Source organism: Azotobacter armeniacus, from assembly GCF_054779355.1.
The window spans coordinates 22,466-40,845 of the sequence record NZ_BAAGYK010000112.1 but is presented as its reverse complement, the minus strand read 5'-3'; the positions used below and the strand labels follow the sequence as shown (position 1 = coordinate 40,845).

Below are 18,380 nucleotides of genomic sequence, written 5' to 3'. Positions count from 1 at the left end.
AAGCCTCGGAAACAAATGCCTTAGTTATATGATGGCGCACCTCCACCCAAAGGAGGTCGCAATAATTGCCAACTCGCTGCAGATTCTGCGAACGGCACCCGATTTTCAAAGGATACGTGCAGGGTGGAGATGCACAATCATCGGATTGCGTAGCTGCAAGCTTTCATCCAGACGCACATGGCGTCCGCTGCCGATGCTTGATTCCTCCTCCTGATTAATTGCTTTCTGCCACAACAGTAAGCAGGAGACGTAGTCGCGACTCTGGCCACCAGCCAAACGTTGCTTGACACGGGAACGGGCTACAACCTTTCCTGAACGCCCCTGTCACCGACCGCGAGAGTCGTGTGTGCCGAACGCCGTTTCCGGCAGCCCGGAAACTGAACGGTACTACATGAAAAGAATGCTGATTAACGCAACTCAGCCCGAGGAGTTGCGTGTTGCCTTGGTCGACGGCCAACGTCTCTACGACCTGGACATCGAATCGGGCGCCCGCGAGCAGAAGAAGGCCAATATCTACAAAGGCCGCATCACCCGCGTCGAGCCCAGCCTCGAGGCGGCGTTCGTCGATTTTGGCGCCGAGCGCCATGGCTTTCTCCCCCTCAAGGAAATCTCCCGCGAGTACTTCAAGAAGACTCCCGAAGGCCGCATCAACATCAAGGAAGTGCTCTCCGAAGGCCAGGAAGTCATCGTTCAGGTCGAGAAGGAAGAGCGCGGCAACAAGGGCGCAGCCCTGACCACCTTCATCAGCCTCGCCGGCCGCTACCTGGTGCTGATGCCGAACAACCCGCGAGCTGGAGGCATCTCCCGGCGTATCGAGGGCGAGGAGCGCAACGAGCTACGTGAAGCCCTGAACGGTCTCGACGTTCCCGGCGACATGGGGTTGATCGTGCGCACCGCCGGCCTCGGTCGCTCCAGCGAAGAACTGCAGTGGGACCTCGACTATCTGGTCCAACTGTGGACCGCGATCAAGGAAGCTTCGCTGGATCGCTCTCCCCCCTTCCTGATTTACCAGGAATCCAATGTCATCATCCGCGCTATCCGCGACTATCTGCGCCAAGATATCGGCGAAGTGCTGATCGACAGCGTGGAAGCCCAGGAAGAGGCCCTGAGCTTCATCCGCCAAGTGATGCCGCAGTACCAGAGCAAGATCAAGCTCTACGAAGACAGCGTACCGCTGTTCAACCGCTTCCAGATCGAGAGCCAGATCGAGACCGCCTTTCAGCGCGAAGTCAAGCTGCCGTCCGGCGGCTCCATCGTCATCGACCCGACCGAAGCCCTGGTATCCATCGACATCAACTCGGCGCGCGCTACCAAGGGCGGCGACATCGAGGAAACTGCGCTGCAGACCAACCTGGAAGCAGCCGAGGAGATCGCCCGCCAGCTACGCCTGCGCGACATCGGTGGCCTGATCGTCATCGACTTCATCGACATGACTCCGGCGAAGAACCAGCGCGCCGTGGAAGACCGCATGCGCGAGTGCCTGGAAGCCGACCGCGCGCGCGTGCAGATCGGCCGCATCTCGCGCTTCGGTCTGCTGGAAATGTCCCGTCAGCGCCTGCGCCCGTCCCTCGGCGAGACCAGCGGCATCGTCTGCCCACGCTGCAACGGCCAGGGCATCATCCGCGACGTTGAATCCCTGTCCCTGGCGATCCTGCGCCTGATCGAGGAGGAGGCCTTGAAGGACCGCACCGCTGAAGTGCGCGCCCAGGTACCGATCCCGGTCGCCGCCTTCCTGCTCAACGAGAAGCGCAACTCCATCACCAAGATCGAGCTGCGCACCCGCGTGCGTATTGTCATCCTGCCGAGCGATCACCTGGAAACGCCGCACTTCGAAGTGCAGCGCCTGCGCGATGACAGCTCGGAAGCGCAGAGCACCCAGTCGAGCTACGAAATGACCCCGGCGGAAGTGGAAGAGGTCCAGTTGGTCAGCGCCACCCGCACCCTGGTACGCCAGGAAGCCGCGGTCAAGACTGCACCGCAGCGCAACGCCTTGGTGCCGGTCCCGGTCGAACTGCCGGCGGTGCCGGCAGCAGCCCCTCACCCTGCCTTGGAGCTCAACCTGTTCAAGGGACTGGTGAAGTCTCTGGTCAGCCTGTTCGCCGGCAAGGAAACCGCCAAACCCATCGCGGCCGAGAGGCTGGTCGAAGAGCGCCTGTCGCGCAGCGGCGAAGAGCGTCGCAGCAGCCGCCAGCAGAACCGCCGCCGCGAAAGCCGCAATGGCCGCGACGAAGAACGCAAGCCGCGCGAAGAGCGCATGCCACGCCAGCCCCGCGAGGAACGCGCCTCGCGTGAAGAGCGCCAGCCCATCGAAATCGTGGGAACGCGGGAGCCGCGGGAAAGCCGCCGCGAGCGCCCGCCTCGCGAAGAGCGTGCTCCGCGCGAGGAACGCCAGCCCGCAGAAACCATGGAAACCCGCGAGCCGCGGGAGAGCCGCCGCGAGCGCCCGCCCCGCGAGGAGCGCCGCCGCGAACTGCGCGAGCCGCTCGATATCCAGGAAAGTCCGCGGGAAGAGCGCCCTGCCCGCGTGCCGCGCGAGGGACAACCCCAGAGGGAAGAGCGTCATCCGCATGAAGAACGCCAGTTGAGCGAGCTGAAGGCTCCCGAAGAAGAGGCCCTGCCCAGCGAGGAAGCCCAGGAAGAAGAGTTGGAAGCCAGCGGCGAGGAACGCCCCCGCCGGCGCTCCCGCGGCCAGCGTCGCCGCAGCAATCGTCGCGAGCGCCAGCGCGACAGCCTGGGAAATGAGATCGAGGGCAGCGAAGAAAGCGAAGCCGCAGCAGTCTCCACGGCCACGGACGCTGTGCAGAGTCAGGCTGACGAGATCACCATGGAAGCACCTGTCGGCATCGCCCCGCTCACCGAAAAGCCCGTCGCCGTGGAAAGCGAAGCACCCAGCATGACTATCACTGCCGCACCTGAAGTCGAGGCCAGTATTGCAGAGATGCCGGATCTCACCGCCCGGCTTGAGCAGCCGCAGCCCGCCAAAGTCGAGGAGCCGGCAGTCGGCGTGAGCGAAGCGCCGCAGGCGTCCCCACTGCCACCCAAGGAGCCCGCACCGATCGCCGAGGCGCCGGTCGAGGTACCACGCAGCACTGCTCGCGCCGCCAACGATCCGCGCGAGGTCCGTCGCCGCAAGCGCGAGGCCGCCGAGGCGGCAAAGGCCGCGAAAACCACCACAGTGGCTGCCGAAGCGCCGGTGATCGAGACACAACCCGAGGCTGAGCTCGTCGTCGAAATCGCTGCGCAGGAAGCAGCACAGGAAAAGGTCGAAGTCCCGCTTGAGCAGCCTCAGGCTGTAAACGAGGCTCCCCTTCCGGTCGCTGAGTCGGTCGAGGTGCCGAGCGAGCAGGCTCGGCCTGAACCCGAAGAACCCATGGCGGCTCCAGAGCCGATCGAAGCCCCGTTCGAGCTGATCCAGCCGGAAGTCCAGCCCCCCGTCTCGGCGGAGGAGCCAGGCGAAAATCCACTCGAGCAACTGGTCGTCCAGGTGGAGGACGAACTGCCTGCCGCACGGAAAGAGCAGCAGACGCTCGATCTCCAGCCGGCCATCGAGCAGCCGGAAAGCGACTCCAACGAAGCGAAAATCGCTTCCTGGGAGGAAAGCGAAGAAGCTGCCGAGCCCCGGACCAAGGAAGCCGAGGCCAAGGACGAAACCGCAGAGAAGAAGCTGGCCAACAAGCAGGATCAGACGGCCGGTTAAGGTCGGAAACCTCGAGCCGGCTTTCACGCCGGCCCGCAACGAAAAAGGGGATGCAGTGCATCCCCTTTTTCGTTTTCGTAAGTGGCGCCGGAAGCGGCATCCGAGCCCTGGCTCAGATCACGCAGGGCTCGATCTCCAGAGACACGCCGAAGTGCCTCCCGATGTCCTCACGGATGCGTTCGGCCAATGCCAGCATCTGTCTGCCACTCGCTCGCCCATGGTTGACCAGCACTAGCGCCTGCAGGCAATGCACGCCGGCATCACCGTCGCGATAACCCTTCCAGCCAGCCCGCTCGAGCAGCCAGCCGGCTGCCAGCTTCACCACGCCGCCGGCCTGCGGATAAGCGACCAAGTCGGGATACTGGACGCGCAGGCGCTCGGCCTGTTCGGCAGAGACCGCCGGGTTCTTGAAAAAGCTACCGGCATTGCCCAGCACGGCGGGATCGGGTAGCTTTTCCCGGCGGATGGCGCAGATCGCCCGGCTGACGTCCATGGGTGTCGGCGATACCACGCCCTGTTCCGACAGCCACTGGCGCACCGAACCGTAATCCAGATGCAATCGTGGCGTGCGCTGCAGAGCGAAGCGCACACGCAGGATCAGCCAGCGTCCGGCCTGGCGCTTGAACAGGCTGTCACGGTAGCCGAAAGCGCACTCCTCGGGGGCGAACTCGCGCAGCTCGCCGCTCTGCCGGTCGAGGGCACTGAGACCGGCAAACACGTCCTTGAGCTCCACGCCATAAGCACCGATGTTCTGCATCGGCGCGGCCCCCACGGTGCCGGGAATCAGGCTGAGGTTTTCCAGTCCCGCCAGCCCCAACTCCAGTGTGTGTAGCACGAAGGGATGCCAGGCTTCGCCCGCCTCCGCCTCGATCAGCACCCGCTCGCCGTCGTCGGCCAGCAGGCGCATGCCACGGCTGGCCATGCGCAGCACCAGCGCCTCGACATCCCGGGTCAGCAGGAGGTTGCTGCCACCACCCAACACCAGTAGCGGCAACCCACGGTCGGCGGCCAACGCCAGCGCTTCGCGCACCTCGGTCTCGTCATGGGCCTCGGTGAATAGCCACGCCCGCGCCTCGAGGGCGAAGGTGTTGAACGGCATGAGGGAAAGGTTTTCCTGTATCTGCAGGCTCACAGGCGCCTCCGGATCTCGGCGAGCAGCTCGTCGCTGGCGCGTTCGAGGAGATCGAGCACCCGCTCGAACCCCTCTTCGCCGCCGTAATAGGGATCCGGCACCTCATCCTCTTCCAGCGCGTAGCGGCGCAGGTAGAGATCCAGTTCGGCGACCGAATCACTCGGGCGCAAGACCTGCAGGTTCTGCAGGTTGCTGCGGTCCATGGCGAGGATCAGGTCGAAGCGGGAGAAGTCCTCCCGACAGACCTGACGGGCGCGCAGGGCATCCAAATCGTAGCCGCGCAGGCGGGCCGCCCGGCGGGTACGGGCATCCGGCGCCTTGCCCACATGCCAATCGCCGGTGCCAGCCGAGTCGATACGGATGCGCTCCGCCAGCCCCGCCGCGCGTACCCGCTGGTGGAATACCCCCTCGGCGGTGGGCGAGCGACAGATGTTGCCGAGACAGACGAACAGGATGCGCATCAGGCCCCCAGCATACGCCGCACGCGCTCCAGATCTTCCGAAGTATCCACACCAGCCGGCGGTGCCTCCAGGGCGTCTGCCACATGGATGCGCACGCCATGCCAGAGCGCGCGCAACTGCTCCAGGGATTCGACGTTTTCCAGCCAGCACGGCCCCCAGGCGACGAAATCATGGAGAAAGCCCGCGCGATAAGCATAGATGCCGATATGGCGGCGATAAGGAATGCCGGCCGGCAAGCGTCCGCAGCTAGCGGCGAAGGCATCCCGCGCCCAGGGCAGCGGCGCACGGCTGAAGGTCAGGGCCAGGCCGTGTATGTCGCTCGATACCTTCACCACGTTGGGGTTGAACAGGGCCTCGGCGGTTTCGATCGGCTCGGCCAGAGTGGCGATGGCCGCCTCTGGATGGGCCGCCAGGTTAGCCGCTACCTGATCGATGATCGCCGGCGGAATCAGCGGCTCGTCGCCCTGCACGTTGACCACGATAGCATCATCGGCCAGCTCGAGCCGGCCGGCCACCTCGGCCAGCCGATCGGTCCCGGAGTTGTGCTCGACACGGGTCAGCAGCACCTCGGCGCCGAAGGCTTGGCAGGCCGCCTCGATGCGCGCATCATCGGTGGCCACCACCACCCGCTGCGCCCCGCTTCGGCGGGCCTGTTCCCAGACATATTGGATCATCGGCTTGCCGGCGATGTCCTGCAGCGGCTTGCCGGGCAGACGGCTGGAGGCATAGCGGGCGGGGATCACCACGCTGAAGGCGTTGCTCATTTATCCAGGCGCTCGTCGACGTTGAGGGTTCGCGCCTCGCTTTCCAGCATAACCGGGATGCCGGAGCGCACCGGGAAGGCCAGGGCGTCAGCCTTGCAGATCAGCTCGGACTTGTCATCGGCCAGCTTCAGTGGCCCCTTGCAGATCGGGCAGGCGAGAATGTCGAGTAGTTTGGGGTCCATGGTGAAATCCTGGGAAGGCAATGGAAAGCCGGCGGCACGCGCCTGGCAGGGGCCGAGCACTCAGCGCGACGCCAGCAGGCGGGTGAGAGCCGCGTCGAACCAGTCCGCAAAAGCCGGCGAAGGCATGGCATCGACGGCCAGATACCAGCAATCGGCATGGGCGAAGGCCCGGCATTTCACCGCATCCTTTTCCGTCATCACCACTGGCAGCGCTGGGCTGAAGCGTAGCTGCTCCGCGCTGTAGCGGGCATGGTCGGCGAAGGCATGCGGAATTGGGCGCCAGTGTAGCGCCTCGAGCGTGGCGAAGAAACGCCGGGGATTGCCGATGCCAGCCAGGGCATGCAGGACCGTTCCAGGCGGAAAGTGATCCAGCGGCCGGCGCTCGCCACTGGCCAGATGAACCAGGGCACTGGGCTGGAGGGTGAGGGCATAGGCACCCAACGGATCCTTGCTGGCGCCGTTGTGGAGCACGGCATCGACGCAGCCCAGACGCTCGGCCGGCTCGCGCAGAGGGCCGGCCGGCAGGCAATGGCCATTGCCGAGACCGCGGGCCGCATCGATCAGCACCAGCTCCAGGTCGCGGGCCAGGCGGTAGTGCTGCAGACCGTCGTCGCAGAGGATGAGGTCGAGGGGCTGCGCCTCGAGCAGCGCCTGCACGGCCCGTGGACGATCCGGGTCAATCGCCAGTGGCACGCCACTGCGCTGGACGATCAACAGCGGCTCGTCACCGGCCTGCTCGGCCGACTGATCGGCGCCGACCTGCCAGGGCAAGCGCGGCGGTTTGGCACCGTAGCCGCGACTGACCACCCCGACGCGCAGACCACGGCGTCGACAGGCCTCGATCAGCCAGAGAATCAGCGGGGTCTTGCCGGTGCCGCCGACGGTGATGTTGCCAACCACCAGAACCGGCACCGGCGCCCGGTAGATATCTCCCTCGCCGCGCAGAAAGCGCTCCCGGCGGCGCAGCACCACACGCCGGAACAACACCTCCAACGGGCGCAGCAGAATCAGAGCGGGATGGCCGCGGTACCAGGCCTCGAGCAGGCGGTCGGCGCAGGCCATCAGGGTGCCGCCTGAGCCTCGACCGTGGTGATGCGCAAACGAGCGAAACCGAGCTTGCCCGCGGCATCCATCGCCGTGATGACTGCCTGATGAGGGGTCTTGCCGTCGGCGCTGATGATCAGCGGCAGGCTGTTGTCGCCGCCCGACTCCTTCTGCAGGGCCCGCATCAGGCTGTCCAGGTCGCTGCTGATCAGGGCCTGGCCGTTCAACGAGTAGCTGCCGTCGACATCGATCAGCACCTCCAGTTGCTTCGGCTCGACACCCTCAGGCGGCGTGCCGCTGACGGTCTCGGGCAGATCGACCTTGAGCTGGGTCTCGCGGGTGAAAGTGGTGGTGACCACGAAGAACAGCAGCAGGATGAATACGACATCGATGAGGGATGCCAGATTGATCTCGACATTCTCCCGCGGTTTACGCCGGAATTTCACGCCTTGCCCCCGTTGAGATCGACTTCGCGATCTCCCTGCAGCACCTCGACCAGCTTGATCGCCTCCTGCTCCATGCCGACCACCAACTCGTCGACACGACGCTGCAGATAGCGATGGAAGAACATCGCGGGAATCGCCACGAACAGACCGGCGGCTGTGGTGATCAGTGCCGTGGAGATACCGCCGGCCAGCTGCGGGGCATTGGCCATGCCGGAGCCCATGAAACTACTGAAGATCTCGATCATGCCCAGCACGGTGCCGAGCAGGCCGAGCAGCGGCGCGATGCCGGCGATAGTGCCGAGGGCGTTGAGGTAGCGCTCCAGCTCGTGAATGACACGGGCTGCCGCCTCCTCGATGCACTCCTTCATGACTTCCCGGCCATGCTTGGAGTTGGCCAGCCCCGCCGCGAGAATCTGCCCCAGCGGCGAATTCGCGCGCAGCTCCTTGAGCTTGTCGCTGTTCAGCTGCTTGTCCTGAATCCAGCGCCAGACCTGTCCGAGCAGGTGCGGAGGGGTGATCCGGCTCGGCCGCAGGGTCCAGAGGCGCTCGGCAATGATGGCAAGGGCAACGACGGAACAGAGAACGATTGGCAGCATCATCCAGCCGCCCGCTTTGACAAGCTCCCACACGGTGGCAAATCCCCTTGAAAAAAGTGGCGCAACTCTAGCACAAGCGTACCCGCTCGCCGACGGCCGTCGTTCTCATTTTTCCCGCCAGAAGCGGGGCTCTTCGCGTAGCCCCTGCGCCCTGCCCCAGTCCCCCAGGCGGAACTTCAGGGCACCCTGGCGGGCGGTGTCGTAGATCACCGCCGGAAGGTCCCGATAACGTGCCATGACCTCCGGATGCGGGTGGCCGAAGGAATTGCTCCAACCGCGCGAGATCAGTACTGCTCGCGGCGCCAGTGCCTCGAGCAGGGCCCGGGAGGACGAACTGCGACTACCGTGGTGCGGCGCCAGCAACCAGTCAGCGCGCCACTCGGGATGGCTGTCGAGCAGTGCCCGCTCAGCCGCGACATCGATGTCGCCGGTCAGCAGCAGGCGCTCGCCGCCGGCCTCCACCAGCAGCACGCAGGAAGCCTGATTGCCGTCCCGGGCAGGCGCCCAGTGCCAGGTGGCAAAACGCACGCCGTCCCATTGCCACTCTTGGCTGGTGCAAGGCCGGGCGGCGAGCGCCGCCGGCAGCGCCTGTGCCTCGCCGGAGATAACCTCCCCCAGAGGCAGGCCCCGCTGCACGGCCAGGGCACCGCCGGCGTGGTCGCCGTCAGCATGGCTGAGTAGCAGGCTATCCAGACGGGTCACGCCGAGGCTGCGCAGCGAAGGCAGCACCACCCGCTCGCCCAGATCGAAATCGCCGAAGCGCGGCCCGGCGTCATAGAGCAGGGCATGCTCGCGGGTGCGCAGGAGCAGGGCGAGCCCCTGGCCGACATCCAGCAGCCAGATATCGGCCCGACCAGGCGGAATCCGCTCCTCGGGCGGATAGCTTAGGGGCAGCAGCAGTGCCAACCCCAAGGCGCGCAGCGGCACCCCCGCCGGCAGCAGAATCAGCAAGGCACCCAGCGCCGCCAGCAGCCAGGCCCAGAGCGGCACTCCATGGGGCAGCCAGGCCGGCACCGCGCCAGCGATCTCGCCGAGCAGCCAGAACAGAGCCGCCAGCAAGGCGCCGGCCAGCCAGAGGAGGCCCTCGCCCAGCGTGGGCAGGGGCAGCAACAGGGTTCCGAGCAGCGCCAGCGGCACCACCACGAGGCTGACCCAGGGCACCGCGATCAGATTGGCCAGCGGGCCGCTGAGACTGACCGGCAGCCCCAGGGCCAGCAGCAGCGGCAACAGCCCCAGCGCGGTCGTCCACTGGGCGCGCCACAGCGTCTGCATCCACGACCAGGCGCCCAGCCGGCCGCCGAAGGCCAAGGCGAGAATCGCCACCGCGCCGAACGACAGCCAGAACCCCGGCTGCAGGCTGGCCAGGGGGTCGAGCAGCAGCACCCCACCCAGTGCCAGCAGCAGGGGCAGCCAGAGCCCCAGGTGGCGGAAGCGTAGGCGCCAGAGCAACACCATGGCGACCATGGCGCAGGCCCGCTGCACCGGCACCCCGAAACCGGCCAGCCAGCCATAGCCCAAGGCCGCGACCAAGGCCAAGCCACAGGCCCAGGGCAGCCAGGGCAGGCGCCGCAGCCACAGGCCGTGACGCGCCAGCAGGGCAACCAGTCCATAGACCAGGCCGGCGAGCAAGACGACATGCTGGCCGGAGATCACCATCAGATGCACGGTGCCCGTATCCTGCAGGAGGTGCCAGTCCGCCGCGCTCAGCCCGGAGGCATCGCCCACCACCAGTGCAGCGAGGGCGCCTGCGCGGCCATGGGCATCGACCTGCCTCAGGCGCTGGCGCAGGCTATCGCGCCAGCCGGCGACAGCGCTCGGTGCGAGGCGCTTCCCCGCCTTCACCGTACCAGTGGCGCCGATGCGCTGCGCCAGTAGCCAGGCCTCGTAATCGAACCCTTGCGGATTGACCAGGCCCCGCGGGCGCTTGAGGGTAACGGCCAGACGCCAGCGCTCGCCGGCGCGGATTTCCGGCCCGGCATGCCACGCCAGGCGCAGCCGTTGGGGCAACTCGGCACGCCGGGACAGCGCCCCCTCCAGTTGGAAGCGCAGCGTGCCGTCGATCGCCTCCGGCAGACCAACCACTTGCCCCTCCAGCCACAGGGTGCGACCGTCGAGCTCGGCAGGCAAACGCCCATCCAGCGCCCATTGTGCGGACAGGCCGGCCCAGCTCAGGCCGAGGAGAAAAAGCGCTGGCAGATAGCGGCGAAACGGCAGGCAGGCCGCTCCGCTCAACAACAATAGAGGCCACAGCCACCAAGGCGGCAGGGCCGGGAGAAAACGCAGGACGAGCAGGCCTGCCGCAAGCGCCAATATCCCTGTGCGCAGCATTCGAAACGACTCCGCAGTTCGTGCATCTCATGGGGACGGGTGGCCGCGATTGGCTGCAACAATACCTACAGCAAGCCGTCATCAATGCGTGCATAATACTGGCGCTTCGAACCGCCGAGTGTCGCCATGCCCCGTCGCATATTTAAGCGCTACATGCCACATCCGGATAGCATCAGGGAACACAAATCCCTGCGCTTCCTGGGCAGCTTGATCCACGATCCCAACCTCTGGCACCTGAACCGCCACTCGGTGGCGCGAGCCATGCTCGTCGGCCTGTTCAGCGCCTTCATGCCGATCCCGATGCAGATGCTGCTCGCCGCCGGCCTGGCCATCCCGCTGCGGGCCAACCTACCTATTTCCATCGGCCTGGTCTGGCTGACCAACCCCATCACCATGACACCGGTGTTCTACTGCACCTACAAGATCGGCAGTTGGATTCTGGACACGCCGCCGCTGACCTTGCCCAGCGAGCTGACCATGGCCTGGATCACCGAACGGCTGGCCACCCTGTGGGGCCCCATTCTGGTCGGTTCGCTCATCACCGGGATCGTGCTCGGCATCATCGGCTACGTGGCGACCATGCTGTTCTGGCGCTGGTGGGTCCGCCACACTTGGCGGAAACGCCAGGAAAGACGGCGCAAACCCGAAAGCTGAAACAGCCGCACGGCGGGAAAAGCGTGCGCGGCCAAACCTCTTCATTCATAGCGCAGAGCCTCGGCCGGCTGGGTGCCGGCGGCACGCCAAGACGGATAAAGGGTGGCGAGAAAGCTCAGGACGAAGGCCGCCGTGCAGACCAGCAGCACGTCCAGCGCCTGCAGATCCGACGGCAGATAGCTGACGAAATAGATGTCCGAACTGAGGATCTGCTGGCCACTGACCGACTCCAGCCAGGCGATCAGCTCGCTGACGTTCAACGCCGCGATCACCCCCAGCACGGCCCCGACCAAGGTGCCAAGCGCCCCGATCACCGTGCCCTGGACCATGAAGATCGCCATGATCTGTCCCGGCGTGGCACCCAGAGTGCGCAGGATGGCGATATCCGCTCCCTTGTCGGCGACCACCATGATCAGTGTGGCGACGATGTTGAACGCCGCCACCGCGACGATCAGCAGCAGCAGCAGGCCGATCATGGTCTTTTCCATCTGCATGGCGCTGAACAGGCTGCCTTGGGTCTGTGTCCAGTCGACGGCGCGGTAGCCCACGCCGAACTCCCCGGCGATCCCCGCCGCCACCTGCGGCGCTTGGTACAGATCCTTCAGCGCCAGGCGCACGCTCTGCACCTGCTCGGGCTGCCAGCGCATCAACTGCGCCGCATCGGCGACATGGATCAGCGCCAGTGAGCCGTCCAGCTCGGCGCCGATCTTGAATATTCCGACCACATTGAGACGCTGCATCCGCGGGGTAATGCCGCCCGGGGTATCGCTTAGTTCGGGGACAATCAGGGTCAGTTTGTCGCCGACCTGCAGACCGAAGCGGCGCGCGGTGATCTCGCCGATGACCACGCCGAACTCGCCGGGCGCCAGGTCGGCCAGGTGCCCTTGCTGCAGGTGGCCAGCGACGATGGAGACCTTCGGCTCCTCGTGCGGATCGATGCCCTGGATCTGGATCGGCTGCATCGTCCCCTTGTAGGACAGCATCCCCTCCAGCTCAGTGAGCGGCGCCGCGGCCCGCACCTCCGGATGCCCCAGCGCCGCCCCGGCGAGGGCACGCCAGTCGTCTACCGGCTGGACGCCGGCGATGGCGGCATGCGGCACCATGCCGAGAATCCGCGAGCTCATCTCCTTCTGGAAACCGTTCATCACCGAAAGCACCAGGATCATCGCCAGCACGCCGAGGGCGAGGCCGATCATTGAGGTCAGCGAAATGAAGGAAATGTAGTGATTGCGCCGCTTGGCCCGGGTGTAGCGGGCACCGATGAAAACCGCCAGGGGACGAAACATGCTCACTCCGCAACCAGTCGACCGTCTTCGAGACGCAGCACCCGGTCCATCTGCCGGGCCAGTTGGGGATCGTGGGTCACCACCAGGAAGGCCGTGTGCAGGGACGTGCTGAGCTCCAGCATCAGCTCCTGGATACCCTGGGCGGTATGCTGGTCGAGGTTGCCGGTCGGCTCGTCGAGCAGCACCAGGCCCGGCTGGTTGGCCAGGGCACGGGCGATCGCCACGCGCTGGCGCTCGCCGCCGGAAAGCTCCGCCGGCTTGTGCCTGAGGCGATGCCCCAGGCCGACCCGCTCGAGCAGCGCGGCGGCCCGCTGGCGCGCCTCGGGAATCGCCACCCGGGCGATCAGCAGGGGCATGCAGACGTTCTCCAGGGCGGTGAATTCCGGCAACAGGTGATGGAACTGGTAGACGAAGCCCAGCGCGCGATTGCGCAGCAGGCCCCGCGCCTTCTCGTTGAGCGCCGAAAGCTCCTCGCCAGCCAGCCACACGCTGCCCTCACTGGGCGTGTCCAGGCCGCCGAGCAGATTGAGTAGAGTGCTCTTGCCAGAGCCCGAGCTGCCTACGATGGCCACCCGCTCGCCCGGATGCAGCTCCAGCTCCAGGCCGGAAAGCACCACCACCGACTGCGGACCCTCCTCGTAGCGCTTGCCCAGGTTGCGGCAACTGAGAACGGCCCGATCTTTCATAGCAGTGTCACTCATAACGCAAGGCCTCCGCGGGCTGGGTGCGCGCGGCGCGCCAGGCCGGATACAGGGTGGCGAGGAAACTCAGCAGCAGGGCTGCACCGCAGACCAGCGCCACGTCCTCGCCCATCAGCTGCGAAGGCAGGTAGTCGATGAAATAGACATCCGCGCTGAGGAACTTGTGGCCCAGCAGCTTCTCGAGGGCAGCGATCCAGCTGCCGATGTTGAGCGCGGCGAGAATGCCCAGGGCACCGCCGATCAAGGTGCCGATCACGCCGATCACCGTGCCCTGGACCATGAAAGTAGCCATGATCTGTCCCGGCGTGGCGCCCAGCGTGCGCAGAATGGCGATGTCTCCCTTCTTGTCCGTGACCACCATGACCAGCGTGGAAATGATGTTGAAAGCCGCCACTGCGACGATCAATAGCAATAGCAGACCGATCATGGTCTTTTCCATGCGAATCGCCTGATATAGGTTGCCGTGGCTGCGCGTCCAGTCGCGGGCGTAGAAATCCTCACCGCCCAAACTCCCTGCGATCTCCCAGGCGGTGCGTGGCGCCTGGAATAGGTCGGCGAGCTTGAGCCGCAGCCCCTGGACCTGACCGGGTTTCCAGCGATGCAGACGCCCCAGGTCGTCGAGATGAGCCACGGCCACGTAGCCGTCCAGCTCGCCGGCGCCGACATGGAAGACCCCCTGCACAGTGAAGCGCTTCATCCGCGGGAACATGCCGGCCGGGGTGACCGTCACCTCAGGGGCGACGAAGGTGAGTCGGTCGCCGATACCGACGCCCAGCTTGGCAGCCGCCTTGTCGCCGATGAGGATGCCGAATTCGCCCGGCTGCAACGCGGCCAGGCTGCCCTGGAGAAAGAAGTCGCCAATGATCGACACGCGCGGTTCGAGCGCGGGCTCGATGGCATTGATCAGCACCTTCTGCACCTGACCGTTGTGGGTCAGAAGCCCCTGCATCTGGGTGAAGGGCGCCACCGCGACGATCTGGGGATGGGCCTGCGCCCGCGCCGCCAGACTGCGCCAGTCGTCGATTGGCACCGGACTTTCGATAGTCGCGTGAGGAACCATGCCGAGTACCCGGGTGCGCATCTCGTGATCGAAGCCGTTCATCACCGACAGCACCAGGATCATCACCAGCACGCCGAGTGCCAGTCCGGTCATCGAGGTCAGCGAAATGAAGGAGACGAAATGGTTGCGACGCTTGGCACCCATATAACGCATGCCGATGAAAACGGACAGCGGTGTGAACATAGCGGAGGTCGTTATCGCCGGCGAAAGAGAAGCGCCCCTGGCGGGGCCTGAGGGCCGATCCTAGCTGTTACACTCAGGGCCGGCAGCTGGCCATGGGGGACGCCATGTCGACATGAAATCGCCGCGCATACTACCGTATCGCAGCGACCGATGGCACCGGAAATTGCCCGGCCGCTGCCAGGGGACAGGCTCGGCAGGTACCCTTTCCGACCATGCGGCAGAGCCTATCATGCATGCCCTGCGAGCGTGCTCCCGACAAGCTTTCGCCATCCTCAACCATGCAGAGCGGAATCGCTCCGAAAGGAATAATCGTGACCCTCATCTACGGTCATCGCGGCGCCAAGGGCGAAGCCCCGGAAAACACCCTGGTCAGCTTCCAGCGCTGTCTCGAACATGGCGTACGACGCTGCGAACTCGATCTGCACCTGTCTCGCGACGGCGAGCTGATGGTCATCCATGACCCGACCCTGAAGCGCACCACCGGCCGTCGCGGCAAGGTCAGCGAGCAGGATGCCGCCGAACTGGTGAACATTGACGCCCGCCGGGGCGGCCCAGGCTGGGTACAGCCCTGCGCCATCCCGCGCCTCGCCGAACTTTTCGAGAGATGTGACTTCGAGCATTGGCAGTTGGAAGTGAAGAGCGCTTCGCGGGTGCGCGCGGCACACACCGTGACGGCTATCCAGGAGCTGGTGGAGCGCTATGGACTGTTCGAGCGGGTCACCGTGACCTCGAGCTCGCGGGAAGTCCTGCGGGCCCTGAGACGGCTGACGCCTCGCCTGTCTCGCGGCCTGGTTGCCGAATACGCGTGGCTCGACCCGGTGAAGATCGCCCGCAACCACGGCTGCGAGCTGCTCGCCTTGAACTGGACTCTGTGCACCCCGGAACGGCTGAAAAGGGCACGACAGGTGGGGCTGCAGGTATCGGTATGGACGGTGAACGAACCGGCGCTGATGCGCCGGCTCGCCGATTTCGGGGTAGACAGCCTGATCACAGACTTTCCCGGTTTGGCCATTGCCACCCTTGGGAAAGGCTGAAGTCGCCCCCTCCGACCGGTTCAGGCCACCGGTCGGAGTCTCTCAAAAAACCCGGTTGAGGCCGTCGTACGCCGCCACCCGGTATGCCTCGGCCATGGTCGGGTAGTTAAAGGTGGTATTGATGAAGTATTTGAGGGTGTTCGCCTCGCCCTTCTGGTTCATGATCGCTTGGCCAATGTGGACGATTTCCGAGGCCTGATAGCCGAAGCAGTGCACGCCGAGGATTTCCAGAGTCTCGCGATGGAAGAGGATCTTCAGCATGCCCGCCTTCTCGACAGCGATCTGCGCCCGGGCCATGCTCTTGAAAAAAGCCTTGCCGACCTCGTAGGGAACCTTCGCCTGGGTCAGCTCGCGCTCGGTCTTGCCGACCGAACTGATCTCCGGAATGGTATAAATGCCGGTCGGCACGTCGTCAACGAAGCGCCAGCTGTCGTTTTCCGTGATGCTGCCCGCCGCCGAACGGCCTTGGTCATAGGCGGCACTGGCCAGGCTCGGCCAGCCAATCACGTCGCCTGCCGCATAGATGTTGCCGATTTCCGTGCAGTAATGCTCGTCGACCTGGACCTGCCCGCGGCTATTGGCCTTGAGGCCGATGTTCTCCAGGCCCAGCTTGTCGGTGTTGCCGGTACGGCCGTTGCTCCACAGAAAGGCGTCGGCCTTGATCTTCTTGCCGGACTTGAGGTGCAGGATCACCCCGTTGTCCAGGCCCTCGACGCGCTCGTACTCCTCGTTATGGCGGATCAGCACGTTGTTGTTGCGCAGGTGGTAGCTGAGCGAATCGGAGATCTCGGCGTCGAGGAAGCTGAGCAGTTGCTCACGGTTGTCGATGAGGTCGACCAGCACACCCAGACCACTGAAGATGGAGGCGTATTCGCAGCCGATGACCCCTGCCCCGTAGATGATCAGCCGGCGCGGCGTGTGTCCGAGGCTGAGGATGGTGTCGCTGTCGTAGATGCGCGGGTGGCTGAAATCGACGTCGGCCGGACGGTAGGGACGCGAGCCGGTGGCGATGACAAACTGCTTGGCCACCAGCTTCTCCACCATGCCGTTGAGGTGGACAACCTCGATGGTGTGCTCGTCGCAGAAGCTCGCGGTACCGAAGAAGGTGTCAATGCGGTTGCGCGCATAGTAGCTGGTCCGCGAGAAAACCTGCTTGGCGATGACCTGCTCGGCGCTCTTCAGGACATCGGCGAAGGAGAACCAGCGCGGCTCGCCGATCTGGCGGAACAGCGGGTTGTTGTTGTACTGCATGATCTGCCGCACCGAGTGGCGCAGCGCCTTGGAGGGAATGGTCCCGAGGTGGGTGCAGTTGCCGCCGACCTGGGGGCGGTCATCCACTACCGCCACCTTACGCCCGGCCTTCACGGCATTCATCGCAGCCCCTTCGCCAGCGGGGCCTGTGCCGATTACCACCACATCGTAGTTATATACAGCCATACTTACTCCTGAAAACGCAGCGGGGTGCCCCCGGCGCGATTGACGAATTCGTTCGAACCTGACTGGATGCCCCAATGCCGGCCCTGCCGCTATAGGCCTTTTGGGGCTCACCGCCCTGCCACGGAGCGGCTAATCCCTGTTGGCGTCGTAACCCAGACTGGGCTTGGCCGCCTTGTCACCCCCGGCATTCGCTTCCTCGCACTTGTCCTGATCGCCTCCGCAGATGGGACAGTCATCCTTTTCGATCTCCAGGTTGGCGATGCCGCCGCAGGAGCCGGCGATGGGCTTGCGGCCCATGATCACGCCGATGGACATGCCCAGCACCACCAGCAACATGACGAGAAAAACCAGTACCCAGGTCATTGGTTGTCTCCTGCACCGAACAGCTGATCGAAGGCTGCGGTGCTTTTGGTGGTGAATCCCTGATCCTCGCGAATCACCAGAAAGGCGGCGATCCCTTGCCGCTCTGCGAAGGCCAGTCCGCGCTCGTCGCCGAGCACCATCAATATGGTGGACAGACCGTCCGCCCTGAGAGCCGAAGGGTCCACGACCGTCGCTGCCGCCAGACGATGGAGGGCCGGCGTGCCGGCCTTGGGATCCATCGTATGGGAATAGCGCTTGCCGTCCTGCTCGAAGAAGTTCCGGTAGTCGCCCGAGGTGGAAACCGCATAGCCGTCGAGGGCGATGATCTTCTGCGCGACCCGCTCGTTGTCGTGGGGAGCCTCGATAGCGATCCGCCAGGTCGTGCCGTCGGGCTTGCGCCCCCGGGCCTTGAGTTCGCCGGTGATCTCCACCAGATAGCTGTCCACGCCCAGCGCCTCGAGACGGGCGGCGACCCGGTCGACCGCATGGCCGGCAGCGATGCTGTTGAAATCCACCTGCACCGGGGCGTCCTTGCACAGTCGCTCGCTGTCGATGCGCAGATACTGGTGCCCCACACGCTGGCGCACTGCGGCGATCGCCCCGGCATCCGGCACCCGCTCGCCGTGACCGTGCGGGCCGAAGCCCCAGAGATCAAGCAGGGGACCGACGGTCAGATCCAGCGCCCCCTCGCTTTCCACAGAAAGCCGCTCGCCAGCCGACACCAGCTTGCGCACCTCGCTGGGCATCGGCGCACAGCTGCCCGCCGGAAGAGCATTGAAGCGTTCGATATCCGAATCGGCACGGTAGGTGGAAAGCTGTCGATCAAGCTCCGCCAGGATCGCCTCGCTCTCGCGCTGCAGATCCTCCCGGGCAGGCATGCCCTGGCGCTGGACATATTTCACCGAATAGGTGCTGCCCATGGTCGGGCCGGCAAAACTTTCCACCTGATCAGAAAACATGCAGCCCGCTATCGCGGCCGCCAAGGCGACCACGATAGCGGGCTTCAGCATTG

17 protein-coding genes are annotated in these 18,380 nt (G+C 65.3%); 3 read left to right on the top strand and 14 right to left on the bottom strand.

Annotated features, from left to right (window positions below; genetic code table 11):
• Positions 1-391 precede the first annotated feature (391 nt).
• Entirely contained in the window at positions 392-3,697 is a 3,306-nt protein-coding gene (gene rne, locus ACYVD0_RS14925; protein WP_460427537.1) for a ribonuclease E, read from the top strand.
• A 112-nt stretch (positions 3,698-3,809) separates the two neighbouring features.
• Here the strand turns inward: rne and murB are convergent, their stop codons facing one another.
• The 8 genes from murB to ACYVD0_RS14885 all read right to left on the bottom strand — a co-directional run bounded on the left by murB (position 3,810) and on the right by ACYVD0_RS14885 (position 10,650).
• Positions 3,810-4,829, bottom strand: coding sequence for a UDP-N-acetylmuramate dehydrogenase (gene murB, locus ACYVD0_RS14920; RefSeq protein ID WP_460427536.1), 1,020 nt, complete (start codon positions 4,827-4,829; stop codon positions 3,810-3,812).
• Positions 4,826-5,290: a low molecular weight protein-tyrosine-phosphatase gene (locus ACYVD0_RS14915; RefSeq protein WP_460427535.1), complete on the bottom strand. Its 465-nt coding sequence runs from the start codon at positions 5,288-5,290 to the stop codon at positions 4,826-4,828. Before ACYVD0_RS14915 ends, murB begins: the two co-directional genes overlap by 4 nt.
• Positions 5,290-6,054 carry a 3-deoxy-manno-octulosonate cytidylyltransferase family protein gene (gene kdsB, locus ACYVD0_RS14910; protein WP_460427534.1) on the bottom strand — a complete coding sequence of 255 codons (765 nt, stop codon included), beginning with the start codon at positions 6,052-6,054 and terminating at the stop codon, positions 5,290-5,292. The genes ACYVD0_RS14915 and kdsB overlap by 1 nt, the downstream gene beginning before the upstream one ends.
• Positions 6,051-6,236, bottom strand: coding sequence for a Trm112 family protein (locus ACYVD0_RS14905; protein ID WP_460427533.1), 186 nt, complete (start codon positions 6,234-6,236; stop codon positions 6,051-6,053). The genes kdsB and ACYVD0_RS14905 overlap by 4 nt, the downstream gene beginning before the upstream one ends.
• A gap of 60 nt (positions 6,237-6,296) precedes the next feature.
• Positions 6,297-7,298 (bottom strand): tetraacyldisaccharide 4'-kinase, encoded by a 1,002-nt coding sequence (gene lpxK / locus ACYVD0_RS14900; protein WP_460427532.1) that lies wholly within the window; start codon positions 7,296-7,298, stop codon positions 6,297-6,299.
• Positions 7,298-7,726, bottom strand: coding sequence for an ExbD/TolR family protein (locus ACYVD0_RS14895; RefSeq protein WP_460427531.1), 429 nt, complete (start codon positions 7,724-7,726; stop codon positions 7,298-7,300). Before ACYVD0_RS14895 ends, lpxK begins: the two co-directional genes overlap by 1 nt.
• Positions 7,723-8,355, bottom strand: a complete 633-nt coding sequence (locus ACYVD0_RS14890) for a MotA/TolQ/ExbB proton channel family protein (protein ID WP_460427530.1) — start codon at positions 8,353-8,355, stop codon at positions 7,723-7,725. Before ACYVD0_RS14890 ends, ACYVD0_RS14895 begins: the two co-directional genes overlap by 4 nt.
• Positions 8,356-8,427: 72 nt before the next feature.
• On the bottom strand, positions 8,428-10,650 hold the full coding sequence (locus ACYVD0_RS14885; RefSeq protein ID WP_460427529.1) for a ComEC/Rec2 family competence protein: 2,223 nt from the start codon (positions 10,648-10,650) through the stop codon (positions 8,428-8,430).
• Between the two features lie 126 nt (positions 10,651-10,776).
• On the opposite strand from ACYVD0_RS14885, the gene ACYVD0_RS14880 reads away from it, so the two are divergent.
• On the top strand, positions 10,777-11,304 hold the full coding sequence (locus ACYVD0_RS14880) for a DUF2062 domain-containing protein (RefSeq protein ID WP_460427528.1): 528 nt from the start codon (positions 10,777-10,779) through the stop codon (positions 11,302-11,304).
• A gap of 41 nt (positions 11,305-11,345) precedes the next feature.
• Here ACYVD0_RS14880 and ACYVD0_RS14875 read toward each other — a convergent pair whose 3' ends face one another.
• From ACYVD0_RS14875 to ACYVD0_RS14865, 3 genes are read right to left on the bottom strand one after another with little or no spacing between them, the layout of a single operon-like run.
• Positions 11,346-12,590 carry an ABC transporter permease gene (locus ACYVD0_RS14875; RefSeq protein ID WP_460427527.1) on the bottom strand — a complete coding sequence of 415 codons (1,245 nt, stop codon included), beginning with the start codon at positions 12,588-12,590 and terminating at the stop codon, positions 11,346-11,348.
• Between the two features lie 2 nt (positions 12,591-12,592).
• Entirely contained in the window at positions 12,593-13,291 is a 699-nt protein-coding gene (gene lolD / locus ACYVD0_RS14870) for an ABC transporter ATP-binding protein (protein ID WP_460427526.1), read from the bottom strand.
• Positions 13,284-14,534 carry an ABC transporter permease gene (locus ACYVD0_RS14865; protein WP_460427525.1) on the bottom strand — a complete coding sequence of 417 codons (1,251 nt, stop codon included), beginning with the start codon at positions 14,532-14,534 and terminating at the stop codon, positions 13,284-13,286. The genes lolD and ACYVD0_RS14865 overlap by 8 nt, the downstream gene beginning before the upstream one ends.
• Before the next feature lie 311 nt (positions 14,535-14,845).
• Between ACYVD0_RS14865 and ACYVD0_RS14860 the strand changes: the two genes are divergently transcribed.
• Entirely contained in the window at positions 14,846-15,568 is a 723-nt protein-coding gene (locus ACYVD0_RS14860; protein ID WP_460427524.1) for a glycerophosphodiester phosphodiesterase, read from the top strand.
• 42 nt (positions 15,569-15,610) lie between these two features.
• Here ACYVD0_RS14860 and sthA read toward each other — a convergent pair whose 3' ends face one another.
• From sthA to ACYVD0_RS14845, 3 genes are all read right to left on the bottom strand, one after another.
• On the bottom strand, positions 15,611-17,005 hold the full coding sequence (gene sthA, locus ACYVD0_RS14855) for a Si-specific NAD(P)(+) transhydrogenase (RefSeq protein ID WP_460427523.1): 1,395 nt from the start codon (positions 17,003-17,005) through the stop codon (positions 15,611-15,613).
• A gap of 129 nt (positions 17,006-17,134) precedes the next feature.
• Positions 17,135-17,368 carry a (Na+)-NQR maturation NqrM gene (nqrM, locus tag ACYVD0_RS14850; RefSeq protein WP_460427522.1) on the bottom strand — a complete coding sequence of 78 codons (234 nt, stop codon included), beginning with the start codon at positions 17,366-17,368 and terminating at the stop codon, positions 17,135-17,137.
• Positions 17,365-18,378, bottom strand: coding sequence for an FAD:protein FMN transferase (locus ACYVD0_RS14845; protein WP_460427521.1), 1,014 nt, complete (start codon positions 18,376-18,378; stop codon positions 17,365-17,367). Before ACYVD0_RS14845 ends, nqrM begins: the two co-directional genes overlap by 4 nt.
• Positions 18,379-18,380: the final 2 nt, after the last annotated feature.